The organism is Pseudoalteromonas sp. Ld20, assembly GCF_045064175.1.
In the GTDB taxonomy this organism is placed as follows: domain Bacteria; phylum Pseudomonadota; class Gammaproteobacteria; order Enterobacterales; family Alteromonadaceae; genus Pseudoalteromonas; species Pseudoalteromonas neustonica.
In genome coordinates this window covers 19219-31511 of the sequence record NZ_JBISHB010000023.1, presented here as the reverse complement: position 1 = coordinate 31511, position 12293 = coordinate 19219, and the positions used below count along the sequence as shown (strand labels likewise).

Genomic DNA, 12293 nt, shown 5'->3' with positions numbered 1-12293 from the left:
CGCTTGAACTACTTTTTATAAATACTTACTCAAATAGTGCAAAAACTTTTGTACTTGAATGAGATAGATAAGCATACTTTAGTTCTAATAAGTGACCAGCTAAATCCATAGAGTTAATATTAGTATTTTCCCATGAGTGTTCATCCGCCCAATCAATGGCAATATTTTTTAATTGCTCATCATCAATTACTGCTAAGTTTTCAGAAAAACTCGTTGGGAGTATCCAAAGATTGTCGCTTAAAGCAGAAGCTGAACATTTAAAGCAGCCAAGCAAATCTCCAATTTGATCCTTGGTAAAACGACCGCCAGCTAGTAATGAATTTTCAGGTACTTCATCAAAGCTATTTATATCGCCCCCTTCTTTTTCTGCAAAAAATGTAACGTCCACACTCAATCCTTTAGGTATTTATAAAACGCTTTGCTAAGCGGAAAATAATGGTTGGCTATAATCGCGAAGCGATGGCCAACGGTTATTTTTCCGTATAAGCAACTTATGTACAGCCCGACATGGGCATTGACTTATGAGGTGAAAGTCCTCTGTAGGAAGAAAAGGAAAACAGTTTTACTTCCGATGAAACTTAAAATGGGTGTCATTTTAAGTTCAATTTTAAGTTTCATTATCGCTGATATTAGCCAAGCGTTAGATAAAGCTTAAACATATTCAGATTGGCGTTTTGGCTACCAAAAGCGCCTATTACTTATTATCGTGTCGAACCGTTTCTAAAATCGCTTTTTTTTCACTATTGGATAATATAATCCAATCAAAAATCTCTTCGCTGGTGCGCCCACAGCCTGTGCAGTAGCCCTTTAAGCGGTAGCATTTGCCAATGCAGTCGGTTTTTAGCGGGAGGGTGTTTGATTTAATTGGTGAAGTCATAATGTCTTTTTTAAAGTTGCGTGATATTTAAAGGCCAGTTTAAGTGGCCATATACCCACTCCACCTTCAAAGGGACTACCATTATTGCAAAGTAATACCTGAGATTAAGTTCCTGTGAAACGTTGGGTTCAGCATTGTGAGGTGGTATGGGTTTATATATTAAATTGTCGCTATTTGCTTGATATTGGTTTACCAACTTCTAATGAAGTAGACCACGGTGTGGTGCGCGATAAAGTCTTTGCAGTGTGAATTGAAATTACAGGAGTTTTGTCATCCAATACAAAAGTAGTGCGTAATGAGTCTGCTGATTCTTTTTGCTTTTCAAGCCAGTTTTTTTGTACTAAACATTCACGGGTAAAATCGACCGCTTTTTGGTGTAATGCAACGGCGGTTGTTTGCTCTTTAAAATCGCCTTGGCAACGATATGTAACCGTCTGTGCATCAACGGCTGTTATTTGGCAATCCTCACCAACCAGATCGTATTTTGCAGTCCACGTTTCCATGTACTTAGTATTAACACGTGTGCCCTTTAACTCTTCAAAGCGGTTATCATAGGCATTCAATAACCCGTTGATTTTTTCACAGGGAGTAAGATTATCAATAGTTGTTTGTTGTTCGGTGGTTAAACTTGTGCAGCCAGATAAAATTAGGCCAGTTAACAATACTGATAAAGACTTTTTCATAATGCGCTATCCTTTTGTAATAGCTAATCCTTCGAAGTGATGTTAAGGATACCTAAGGGCTTGAAAAAATGCTATGAAAGAGGTGAAAATAAAAGGGCGGTTTGATTTTTTATCAAATGGGTTATTGAGAATTGTTGGGTATATCAGTACTCAGTACTGGAAATTACATGCCCCAGTGCTGAGCACTATCATTACTTAAACAAAGTCATTGCGTAAATAAACGTTAAAGTGTTTGCTTTTGTACATTTTTTATTTTAACACGACCGGAGCCGTCAGCAACTAAAGTGAAGCTTGCTGCTGTATCAACATAAATTCCACCTGATCCATCGGTTACCGACACATCGCCATCCACATTTTCAATATTGATATTGCCAGAGCCATCATGAACCTTTACATCACTAAGGGTATTAGTTAAATCAATACTTCCTGAACCGTCATGTATATCCACCGCGCCGCTGACATTGTTGACAGTAATGCCACCTGATCCATCCTCAATGATTAAGTCACCTTTAATAGTGTCAACATTTATTGCGCCAGAGCCATCATGAATTTTTGTTGCAGCCGTATTCTCAATTAAAATCGCGCCTGAGCCGTCGGTAATATCCAGGCTAAATGTTTTCGGTAATGCCACTGTTAAGTCAATGCGTGTTTGCTGGTCATTATTACTATTATTATTACTATTACTATTACTATTACTATTACTATTACAATTATTTGCAGTGAGCTGTGCTGTTGTGCCTTTGTTAGCTAAATTAAGGCAGTAATTGTCGTGCGCTTCATATTGGTAAATTTCAGCTTTTACAGTGATTGCAGTTGTATCACTGCCCACTATATTTAAAAAACCTGATCCTGCCTCTACCTTTAATGCCGTTAGCGACTGCGCATCAAGTGTCAGCTGTTTTGTGTTCTGTAATGTCATATCGTTATTCCAAGCAAAAGCTTGAGTTGATACGAGTACGGCACTGATTAGAGTAAGTCGTGTAAATATATTAATCATCATTATTCCCTTTCTATTCTTGTCATGTTTTTAGTTTAGTCGCACAAAGCGCTAGAAAGGTTTAAAGCGAAGTCAATTATTTTTAGTCACTCTTATTTTACCTTTAAATCTGGTAATTAGAATTTAACTGATATTTGTAAATGGAAGATGAGCAGGTGCTGAGCAGTTTAAAGGTCTCTCTAGTGCTAGCTTATTTAAATGTGCTTAGCTAAAGCTTTATTTTGAAACTTTCCCGTTGCTTTTTTGGGTAAATTAATTTATAGATAGCTGGATTTTTATACTGTATATACATGTAGGGGAATCATACTGAACAATATAACCGATAGTAAATGTGCAATACTCAGAGCGGCACTTACTCTATAAAGTATATGATTATTGCTAAAATTTTAAGGATGAATCAATGAATTTAATCAAGATGGTATTAATATTACTATGTCTATCCATCTGCAATATCTTTGCAAGTCAACTTCCGAATGATTGTCTGTCTGAAAAAAACTATAAAAGTGGGGACATTTGCCAATTCGAAAATAGGTTGTTTATCGCAAAGCATTGGGTAAAAGGGTTTGATATAGCTAACAGTGCTTGGTTTGAAATACCAGTAGATACCGCAATGGACTGGCAAATTAAAACAGCTTATCAATTTGGCGATGTAGTCATGTTTGAGAAGCACTACTTTGTCGCTACACAGTGGAATATAAATAATTGTCCATTGAATTTAATTACCTGCCCTAAAGGTTCAACACACTATGAAAGCTGGCAAAGCTTTACCTATGGTATACCCAAAAATAATGATGTTAAACTATCATTTAAAACTGTTTATGATCATGATAGTGCAATGCCATATGCTGAAATACCTATCTTAATTGATAATGTTTATGTAGGTACAACTAATGAAAAAGGGTTGCTTAATACAACATTTAAACTTAGCTCTGGCGCTAAAGAGGTAATCATTGCTTATAAGGGCTATGCATTCAAAACGGCTATGGAGCAAGGTCAACACTATGACTATATATTTGAGTTAAATGAATCGAACCTGCATTATGAAGATTCACAACTAATAGGGTTTCCTCAGCATTTAAACGATAGCCAGCCATTGGAACTATATTTTGAGGACTCTTTAGGTCACCAACTCAGGTCTCAGTACCTTGAAAGTGTAATATTGAGCAAACCTGCGAATTATTTACTTGGCACGCACGATGTTACTGAGTATTTTAGTTTGAAAGATAATGTGATTCGTATTAATAAAACAAATGAATTTTACACCAAACTCAAAGAGCTTGATCAGGGGCCGTTGGAAATATGCTTCACAACATCAAATGATTATCACCAGTTTCCGTCACGATGTGTCTCTTTCTTTTACCAATCAGCACAATTAACGTTGAAGATAACTATCCCAGTGAATCTAAGTCAACTTATCAATATTGAAGATATCACACTAGCAGTCACAAACGAAAACAAAGTTGTCATTAAGCCCTGATTCGCAAGGTAATATTGTTATTCCAGAATTGGAACTAGGGTTGTGGCAAGTGAATGGTAAAATAGAACACCCTACAGGGGATTATTATCGAACGTTCGCTCAATTTGAATTAAATGAAAATACAATGGTGAGCTTACGATATTTTTCATATGCGAAAAATGCAACATTATCCGATTATTTTGACGTCTTAATACCGTTGACTAAGAAAATAAATAGTTCAGAAATAAATAACCAATCTTTTTCAGATGCAACTACTCTTGATGATTATCAATTAGCTCAAGATTTATTTTTGAAAAATATTGAAGGTCAAAACATACTGGCTACTGATACTAGCAATAATAAAAATGCAAAAATGATTGGTGTTTCTACTCGATATCAGCTTTGGGATAAAGAATATGAGTTTACCCTTCCGGATGGCGTTGAGTCATTTAATCTAACTTACAGCGTCTCGACAAATATGTGACAATATTTTGGACATGATGTTTGTTTAGGGCAATGGAATGATTCATGGGAACTATCTTTGCAAAACAATAATGGATCATTTTATTATGCGCAGAAAAGAGGAATATACTCACAACTTTATCTTGGCCCTATTTTAAAACCTAATCCTGATGGTGCTTCTAGGGCTATTATTTCTGAGGTTTTTAATGTTTCACACATTAATCCTAAAAATAGAACGTTCAAAATAAAAGTGGATATAGGAAGGAGTGGAAGTTATGGCTCAAATTGTAGGTGGAGTATGGTCCTTGCTTCTATTAATTACCCGAAAATTAAGTTAGTAAAAGTCAAAAGCATTTCATCAAGTGGTAAGATAAAGTACCCAAGTGAAATAGTGTCAATTCCTAAGTTAGGAAACAAGAATGTATTTAACAGGAGTTATGATTTAACGATCTCTAAAGCAGAAAATACTGTTCTGTCTTCCATTGACGTTTATCTAATGCTACCAGAATCTATTAGCACTCCAATTCTAGTTAATTCTTATGATTTTATGTCTAAAGAAGTTATAAATTTAGGTGGTGATGTATACAGAGTACCAGTAACATTCAAACTAGAAGGGAATAAAAGTAACTTAACAGAAGCACGATTTCGAAATTTTAAATATCAATTTATAGTCAATGGCTTTCATGATAATCAAGAAGTAAATTCTCAGTTATTGTCAGGAGCACATACAGCACTTTGGGCGATGCCTGAAAAAGTTAAACGTTTTGGTTGGACTCGTGACAAAGGCGGAGACGATTGGTCATCAAAAGGAGCTTATGCTTGGCTGGAAAATAACTTAAGTCTTATTACACGAGTAAACGATATATCAGGTGAGCATGGGCGTAACATCGGCCATAAAAGTCATAAATATGGTACAGATATAGACACCTTTCAATTTACGGAGTTGGATAATAAAAGTGGTCAGGAAAACTACAATCGTTTGCAAAGGGCTGTGAGTAATTATTTTGTTGGAAACACAATGGTGTCGGATGAACAAAAGCACTTAGATATAGTTAAAATATGGGTAAGTAATCAAAGGGCTGGCTTAGATGCACTATCAACAGTGTCAGAGGTGCAACGTTTATATTCTGGTTATGGTTCTAAATATGGTGAACTGTCAGCCGGTTGGTTATATAGCCTTATGATAAATGGTAATTTAACGATTGCTACAAAGGTACTCGAAACTGGCTTAGGGAGCTGGGAACCAAGTAATAAAATGAAGTTTAATAATGTTCATAATAACCATGATCATATTACCTTAGATCCAAAGGCTTTAATTTTAATACCTTAGATAAATTACGCTTTAAACTTAATTATCTAAAACCTACAGAAATTATTATTTATTTGTAGCTAAAGCATGAAAAGTGATTTTTTAATTTCACAACCTCCGGCTTCATTTTATTGATATATAAAGCGGAGCCGAGAGGTTGATCAAATCAAATTTTACGTCAAACTAGTTAAGAGAACAATAAATAATTGAGTCAAAATATGAACTCAGTTAATGCGACTTAAGCATTTAGCAAGTCAATGTATTTGGATTGAGTAAAGAATGCTAATATCTGTGTGTTTTTATCCTTTGTTAAAAACTCATAGCTTAATAAACAACTATAGATAAACTTATTTATGACGGCCTTGTAGGCATTCTACCACGTCTTTCAGCTCAAGGCCTTGACGCTGTAGTAACACGATTAAGTGATACAACAAATCGGCTGATTCATTCGTCAGCTCGTCGTTGTCGTGTTTCATTGCGGCTAGAGCAACTTCTACACCTTCTTCACCGACTTTTTGGCAGCTACGGCTTAAGTCTTTAGCAAAAAGTGACGCTGTGTAGCTTTTTTCAGGGTCGTCGTTTTTACGCTCTACAATCACTTGTTCAAGTTGTGCTAGAAAGCTCAAGCTTGGTTTAGCGGCATCACCAAAACAACTTTGCGTGCCTAAATGACAGGTTGGGCCAAGTGGGTTGGCGAGCACTAATATTGAATCGTAATCGCAATCTGTATGGACCGACACTACTTCTAAGTAATTCTCAGAGGTTTCACCCTTCGTCCATAAACGGTTTTTTGAACGTGAATAAAAGGTCACTTTTTGCTTTTCAAAGGTGACCTCAAGGGACTCTTGATTCATAAACCCTTGCATTAAAATAACCCCAGTACGGGCATCTTGAATTATGGCTGGGATCAGCTCGCTTTTCGCGAAGTCGACTTGAGTGAGGTTTTCTTTAGTTAGTTGCATAAACGCGCCGCCACTTGGTTATCTGTTAAATACTGTTTTAATTCGCCAATGTTGATCACGTTTTTGTGAAAAACACTCGCAGCGAGTGCGCCATCTACTTGGCTTTGTTTAAATACATCAACAAAATCTTGCATGCTGCCCGCGCCGCCAGAGGCAATCAGTGGAATATCACACAAAGCGCGCATTTTAGATAGTTGCTCGTTATCGTAGCCGTTACGCACGCCATCTTGGTTCATGCAGTTGAGTACAATTTCGCCTGCGCCTAAGTCCTGCACGCGTTTAACCCATTCCTGCGTTTTGTAGCGTGTACGGCTTGATGCATTGGGATCGCCAGTTAGCTGATACACTAAATACTCGCCAGTTACGTCATCATAAAAGCTATCAATACCGACGACCACACATTGCTTACCAAACTCATCATGTAACTCTTTGATAAGTTCAGGGCGTGCTATAGCAGGGCTGTTGATACTGATTTTATCTGCGCCGCGCTCTAGCACGCGTGCAGCATCGGCGACCGATTTAATACCACCGGCTACACAAAATGGAATGTCGATATGACGGGCAATGCTTTCGACCCAATTTACATCGAGTAGGCGTTTTTCAACACTTGCGCTAATTTCATAAAATACGAGTTCGTCAGCACCGGCTTCGCTATACGCTTTAGCCATTGTTAATATATCACCAACGACTTCGTGACCTTTAAATTTAACGCCTTTAACGACTTGGCCGTCTTTAACGTCTAAACACGGGATTATGCGTTTTGATAACATGCCAACGCCTCCTCAACATTAAATGCGCCATCGAGCAATGACTTACCTAAAATAACACCGCCTACGCCTAGCTCTTTAAGCTTTTTAATGTCATCGAGTGAACTTACGCCGCCAGAGGCTTGTACTTTAATGTTGCTGTTGTGCTTTGCTAAATCTTGGTACAAAGCAAATGAAGGGCCGGTCATAGTGCCGTCCTTGCTGATGTCCGTACACAAAAAATCAATAACGCCAAGTGCAACATAAAAGTCCACTAGCTCAAATAAGCCAAATTCAGATTCACTTAACCAACCGTGAGTGGCAGGGGCCCAGCCGCTGTCTGTTTTATTTACATCAAGGGCGATAACAAAATGCTGTGCGCCAAATTTTTCAATCCAGCCTTTTACTTCATCGCGCTTTTCAACTGCCATAGAGCCAATTACAACTTGGTTGGCACCGGCTTTAAGCCAGTCGCTTACGTCTTGTTCAGTACGAATGCCGCCGCCAACTTGATACGGCACATTTAGTGCTTTAGTGGCTGCTTGAATGTGTTGCCATTGTTTTTTGTCTGGATCCCGTGCGCCTTCTAAATCAACAAGGTGTAATTTACCTGCGCCGCTTTGTGCGTATTCTTGTAAGCGAGCGCCAAGCTCAAACGGGTAAAACTGTGCGGTATCGTATTTACCTTGATATAAGCGCACGATTTGATTTTGTAATACATCTAATGCTGGAATAATCACGTTAAATTCTCTTTATAATTTGTTGACTAAACTTGCCAGTCTAAAAAGTTTTGTAATAAACGGGTGCCGACTTTTGCGCTGCGCTCTGGGTGAAATTGCATACCCGCATAGTTATCGTTGGCAACAATGGCTGAAAAAGTTTGCCCGTATTCGCCGCTTACTAGCGTGGCATCATTCACTGTATGCGCAAAACTGTGTACAAAATACACTTGGTCGTTTATATCAAGGCCTTTAGTTAAGGCATGCCCGCGGTTAACCATAAGATTATTCCAACCCATGTGTGGTGAGGTTAAGCTGCCTACATCAAGGGCTTTCACTTGCCCAGGGATTTTACCCAAGCACTGCACATTACCTTCTTCAGTGCTCTCACAGAGTAATTGCATGCCTAAACAAATCCCCATCAATGGGCGTTGGTAGTCGTTAATTGCTTCTTGCCAACCACCTTCAATAAGGCGTTTCATAGCAACTGACGCATGACCAACACCGGGTAAAATAGCGCGTTCAAAGTTTTTAAGCTGCTCAGGGGATGTGATCACCTCGGGTGTTTGGCCAAGGCGTTCAAACGCAAAGCGTACCGAGTTTATATTGGCACAACCGGTATTAATTATGGCAATCATAAGCATCCTTTAGAGCTGGCAGTTTGTTGACTGGCGTCGGCCGCAACAGCCATGCGCAAGGCACGAGAGAATGCTTTAAATAAACCTTCCACTTGGTGATGACAGTTACCGTCGCTTACTGACAATATTAAGCTAATTGCTGCATTGTCACTTAAGCTTTTGAAAAAGTGCTCAACCATTTGTACGTCTAAATCACCGGCTTTTTCACGGCTAAAGTTAGCGTTTAAAACAAAAGACGCACGCCCTGATAAATCAATTTGTGCCTCTGCTTTGCATTCATCCATAGGCAGGGAAAAACCATAGCGGGCAATTTGCGATTTAGTGCCAAGCGCTTGTTTGAGTGCCAAACCAAGCGCGATGCCGATATCTTCAACTAAGTGATGCTCGTCGATGTGTAAATCACCACTGGCTTGAATATCAAGGCCAATATTGGCGTGCGTGCGAATTTGGTCAAGCATGTGATCAAAAAAGCCAAGGCCGGTGCTGATCTCACCATTTTTGTTTTGATCTAAATTGATTTTTACATCAATTTGCGTCTCTTTGGTGTTACGAGTAATACGGCCTTTACGATCTGCTGTCGTCAGCTTGGTAACAATCGCGTTCCAATCACCGTTGTACAAAATACCTTCGCAACATAAGTTTTGCGCAAGGCCAATATCAGTTTGACGGTCACCAATCACAAATGAACGGCCTAAATCAACGTTGCCTGAACGCATAAGCTGTGTTAACAAGCCTGTTTTAGGTTTTCGGCAATCACAGTTTTGCTCATCAAAGTGAGGGCAAATTAATACCTCGTCAAATTTAATGCCTTGGCTAGACAAAATATCCATCATTTTATCTTGGGCAATATCAAAGTCAGCTGTTGGAAAGCTGTCAGTGCCTAAACCATCTTGGTTCGACACCATTACTAAACGGTAACCCGCACCTTGCAACTGCAATAGGGCAGGGATCACATTGGGTAAAAACTCTAATTTTTCTAGGCTGTCTACTTGCTTGTCGGTAATTGGCTCGGCAATGATAGTGCCGTCACGGTCGATAAATAAATAAGGGTTGCTCATGATACTTCCTGCTCTTTTAGCGTGGCTGATTGGCTAAGCCCATCTAACCAACTTTTTACTTGTTCTAATTCTTGTTCACTACCGATTGAAATGCGCAGCCAGTCGTTTTCGCCGTACAAAGTAAATGAACGCATCACTAGGCCTTGCTCAAGGGCAATATTAAAGCTGTTTTTGTTAGCTAGTTTTAGCGTTACAAAGTTACCTTCGCCGCTTAATACTTTTAATACAGCAGGGGATGCTTCTAACCACTGCTTTAGTTTTATTTTGAGCGCATTTAGAATACTTACTTGGCGACGCATTGAAGTAATTGCATCTGGGCTTAGAGCACTCGCAGCAATGCTTGCGACGACCGTTGATACCGGATACGGCGCAATGACTTTGCGAATAGGTGCTAGTACTGACTCTTGTGCAAGGGTAAAGCCTGTTCGCAGGCCAGCTAACGCAAAGGCTTTAGAAAGTGTACGCAATACAACCACGTTGGCAAATTCATTAATAAGGCTGCTTGCGGTTTGCTCTGGGCAAAACTCAATATAGGCTTCATCAATAATAACCAATGCTTTATTTGCAAGTGCTGTGGCAATAGCTTTGATTTTATCAAGCGGCGTTATGCTGCCTGTTGGGTTATTGGGGTTACAAATAAACACTAGTTTACTGTTACCAACAGCTGTGATTATTTCATCAACTGAGCCTTCTAATAGCAGTGCTTGGCTTAATCCATTAATCGCGACATTATGGGTATCGGCGGTTACTTTATACATACCATAAGTTGGTAAAAATAAAGCAACTGAATCTGTCGCTGGTTGGCAATAAGTGCGAACCAGCAACTCAATGCCTTCATCTGCTCCACGGGTCATTAATACTTGATCGGCGTTGAGCTTTGCATACTCGCCATAGCGATTGATAACGCTTGTTGGTTGTGGATCTGGATAGCGATTTAAGTCACTAATATTAATATCAATATTTTTAACATATGGGCTTTCGTTAGCATTTAACCACGTTGTGCCGGTTAGTTTTTCGCTTTTTGCCGAGCTATACGCTGCTAATGCATCGATATTTGCGGGTAATAAAGGGTTACTACTCATTATTCATTGCCTCTATTCATAGCCTCTAAACGCACCTTTACAGCATTTGCGTGGGCATCAAGTCCTTCTGCATCTGCAAGCGGTAATATTGCTTTTGATAAGTTTTTCAAACCATTTTCGGTGATTGTTTGCACCGTATAAGTACGAAAAAAATCAAGCAGATTTAAGCTCGAATACGTTGCACTATAACCGTAAGTCGGTAATACGTGATTAGTACCCGACGCATAATCACCCGCAGACTCTGGGGTGTAATCACCGACAAACACTGAGCCGGCATTTTTAACTTTAGCTAAATATGGATTGGCATCGGCAAGTTGCAAAATTAAGTGCTCAGGGCCGTATTGCGCTGATACATCAAATGCTTGTTCGATAGAATCAACCAAAATAAACGATGAATTTGCTAATGCTTGAGCGGCTATATCACGGCGTGATAATGCTGTAAGTTGGCGTTCAATAGCTTGCTCTGTCTGTGCAATAATTAGCGCGCAATTAGAGAGTAAAATTACTTGTGAATCTGTTCCATGCTCTGCTTGTGAGAGTAAATCAGCGGCAATAAATTCAGGGTTGGCACGTTCGTCTGCAATGACTAATACCTCTGACGGGCCTGCAGGCATATCAATCGCCATGCCAGGAATTGTTTGTGCGACAAGCTGTTTAGCCATAGTGACAAAGCTGTTACCAGGGCCAAAGATCTTATTCACTTTGGGCACTGAGTCTGTACCATAAGCCATGGCGGCGATTGCACCGGCGCCGCCACTTTCTACGATTGTTATGATACCGCATAGTTTAGCCGCATATAAAATTGCTGGATTTATTGGTAAGTCGCCTTGTACTGGCGTTGTTAAAACCACTGTTTTTGCTCCACTAAGCTGCGCAAGCACACCTTGCATGATCACCGATGAAGGTAATGGCGCACTGCCGCCGGGTACATAAATGCCTACGGCTTCAATGGCTTGATATTTTAGTTCGCATAGCACGCCAGGCTGAGTCGACAATTTAATATCTTTAGGTAACTGTGCTTGGTGAAAACGTTTTACATTAGCGTAGGCAGTATCAATTGCGTATTTAAGCTCACTGCTAAGTTGTTGCTCAGCATCATTAATCTCACTAAGAGGTACTAATAAACGAGGTGTTTCACGGTTATCATATTGCTTAGCCATGTTTAGTAAGGCTGTATCGCCTTGCTCTTTTACGTTTGCCATAATTGCTTGGCAAATTGCTTCTACTTCCGCACTTGCACTAACCGCTGGGCGCATTAGCGCCGCAGCTTGTGCGTCAGTGGATACCTCATTCCAGCGCAACAT

At 39.5% G+C, this 12293-nt stretch carries 14 protein-coding genes; 3 read left to right on the top strand and 11 right to left on the bottom strand.

Annotated elements, in window-relative coordinates; translation table 11 throughout:
* Positions 1–25 precede the first annotated feature (25 nt).
* The 4 genes from ACJJVX_RS00445 to ACJJVX_RS00430 all read right to left on the bottom strand — a co-directional run bounded on the left by ACJJVX_RS00445 (position 26) and on the right by ACJJVX_RS00430 (position 2560).
* Complete coding sequence (locus ACJJVX_RS00445) at positions 26–388, bottom strand: hypothetical protein (RefSeq protein ID WP_405629525.1); 363 nt, start codon at positions 386–388, stop codon at positions 26–28.
* A 306-nt stretch (positions 389–694) separates the two neighbouring features.
* Positions 695–877, bottom strand: coding sequence for a DUF1289 domain-containing protein (locus tag ACJJVX_RS00440; protein ID WP_054203761.1), 183 nt, complete (start codon positions 875–877; stop codon positions 695–697).
* A gap of 170 nt (positions 878–1047) precedes the next feature.
* Complete coding sequence (locus ACJJVX_RS00435; RefSeq protein ID WP_054203760.1) at positions 1048–1560, bottom strand: hypothetical protein; 513 nt, start codon at positions 1558–1560, stop codon at positions 1048–1050.
* 223 nt (positions 1561–1783) lie between these two features.
* Complete coding sequence (locus ACJJVX_RS00430) at positions 1784–2560, bottom strand: hypothetical protein (RefSeq protein ID WP_405629523.1); 777 nt, start codon at positions 2558–2560, stop codon at positions 1784–1786.
* 397 nt (positions 2561–2957) lie between these two features.
* Here ACJJVX_RS00430 and ACJJVX_RS00425 point away from each other — a divergent pair, with 397 nt between their 5' ends.
* From ACJJVX_RS00425 to ACJJVX_RS00415, 3 genes are read left to right on the top strand one after another with little or no spacing between them, the layout of a single operon-like run.
* Positions 2958–4034, top strand: a complete 1077-nt coding sequence (locus ACJJVX_RS00425) for a hypothetical protein (RefSeq protein WP_157601463.1) — start codon at positions 2958–2960, stop codon at positions 4032–4034.
* Positions 4018–4497 carry a hypothetical protein gene (locus tag ACJJVX_RS00420; RefSeq protein WP_054454636.1) on the top strand — a complete coding sequence of 160 codons (480 nt, stop codon included), beginning with the start codon at positions 4018–4020 and terminating at the stop codon, positions 4495–4497. The genes ACJJVX_RS00425 and ACJJVX_RS00420 overlap by 17 nt, the downstream gene beginning before the upstream one ends.
* 57 nt (positions 4498–4554) lie before the next feature.
* On the top strand, positions 4555–5805 hold the full coding sequence (locus tag ACJJVX_RS00415) for a hypothetical protein (protein WP_405629520.1): 1251 nt from the start codon (positions 4555–4557) through the stop codon (positions 5803–5805).
* Between the two features lie 326 nt (positions 5806–6131).
* On the opposite strand, the gene hisIE is transcribed toward ACJJVX_RS00415, so the two are convergent.
* From hisIE to hisD, 7 genes are read right to left on the bottom strand one after another with little or no spacing between them, the layout of a single operon-like run.
* Positions 6132–6746 (bottom strand): bifunctional phosphoribosyl-AMP cyclohydrolase/phosphoribosyl-ATP diphosphatase HisIE, encoded by a 615-nt coding sequence (gene hisIE, locus ACJJVX_RS00410; protein WP_054203756.1) that lies wholly within the window; start codon positions 6744–6746, stop codon positions 6132–6134.
* Entirely contained in the window at positions 6737–7516 is a 780-nt protein-coding gene (gene hisF, locus ACJJVX_RS00405) for an imidazole glycerol phosphate synthase subunit HisF (RefSeq protein ID WP_054203755.1), read from the bottom strand. Before hisF ends, hisIE begins: the two co-directional genes overlap by 10 nt.
* Positions 7498–8232, bottom strand: coding sequence for a 1-(5-phosphoribosyl)-5-[(5-phosphoribosylamino)methylideneamino] imidazole-4-carboxamide isomerase (locus ACJJVX_RS00400; protein ID WP_405629517.1), 735 nt, complete (start codon positions 8230–8232; stop codon positions 7498–7500). The genes hisF and ACJJVX_RS00400 overlap by 19 nt, the downstream gene beginning before the upstream one ends.
* A 26-nt stretch (positions 8233–8258) precedes the next feature.
* Complete coding sequence (hisH, locus tag ACJJVX_RS00395) at positions 8259–8849, bottom strand: imidazole glycerol phosphate synthase subunit HisH (RefSeq protein ID WP_054203753.1); 591 nt, start codon at positions 8847–8849, stop codon at positions 8259–8261.
* Complete coding sequence (gene hisB, locus ACJJVX_RS00390) at positions 8846–9907, bottom strand: bifunctional histidinol-phosphatase/imidazoleglycerol-phosphate dehydratase HisB (RefSeq protein ID WP_405629514.1); 1062 nt, start codon at positions 9905–9907, stop codon at positions 8846–8848. Before hisB ends, hisH begins: the two co-directional genes overlap by 4 nt.
* Positions 9904–10989, bottom strand: coding sequence for a histidinol-phosphate transaminase (gene hisC / locus ACJJVX_RS00385; RefSeq protein WP_405629512.1), 1086 nt, complete (start codon positions 10987–10989; stop codon positions 9904–9906). The genes hisB and hisC overlap by 4 nt, the downstream gene beginning before the upstream one ends.
* Positions 10989–12293, bottom strand: a complete 1305-nt coding sequence (gene hisD / locus ACJJVX_RS00380) for a histidinol dehydrogenase (protein WP_405629510.1) — start codon at positions 12291–12293, stop codon at positions 10989–10991. The genes hisC and hisD overlap by 1 nt, the downstream gene beginning before the upstream one ends.

Excerpts from the sequence above, each read along its gene's own strand:
- ACJJVX_RS00435 (WP_054203760.1), bottom strand. The coding sequence starts at position 1,560 with ATGAAAAAGTCTTTATCAGTATTGTTAACTGGCCTAATTTTATCTGGC.
- ACJJVX_RS00430 (WP_405629523.1), bottom strand. The coding sequence starts at position 2,560 with ATGATGATTAATATATTTACACGACTTACTCTAATCAGTGCCGTACTC.
- hisH (WP_054203753.1), bottom strand. The coding sequence starts at position 8,849 with ATGATTGCCATAATTAATACCGGTTGTGCCAATATAAACTCGGTACGC.
- ACJJVX_RS00440 (WP_054203761.1), bottom strand. The coding sequence starts at position 877 with ATGACTTCACCAATTAAATCAAACACCCTCCCGCTAAAAACCGACTGC.
- hisB (WP_405629514.1), bottom strand. The coding sequence starts at position 9,907 with ATGAGCAACCCTTATTTATTTATCGACCGTGACGGCACTATCATTGCC.
- hisIE (WP_054203756.1), bottom strand. The coding sequence starts at position 6,746 with ATGCAACTAACTAAAGAAAACCTCACTCAAGTCGACTTCGCGAAAAGC.
- hisC (WP_405629512.1), bottom strand. The coding sequence starts at position 10,989 with ATGAGTAGTAACCCTTTATTACCCGCAAATATCGATGCATTAGCAGCG.
- hisD (WP_405629510.1), bottom strand. The coding sequence starts at position 12,293 with ATGTTGCGCTGGAATGAGGTATCCACTGACGCACAAGCTGCGGCGCTA.
- ACJJVX_RS00425 (WP_157601463.1), top strand. The coding sequence starts at position 2,958 with ATGAATTTAATCAAGATGGTATTAATATTACTATGTCTATCCATCTGC.
- hisF (WP_054203755.1), bottom strand. The coding sequence starts at position 7,516 with ATGTTATCAAAACGCATAATCCCGTGTTTAGACGTTAAAGACGGCCAA.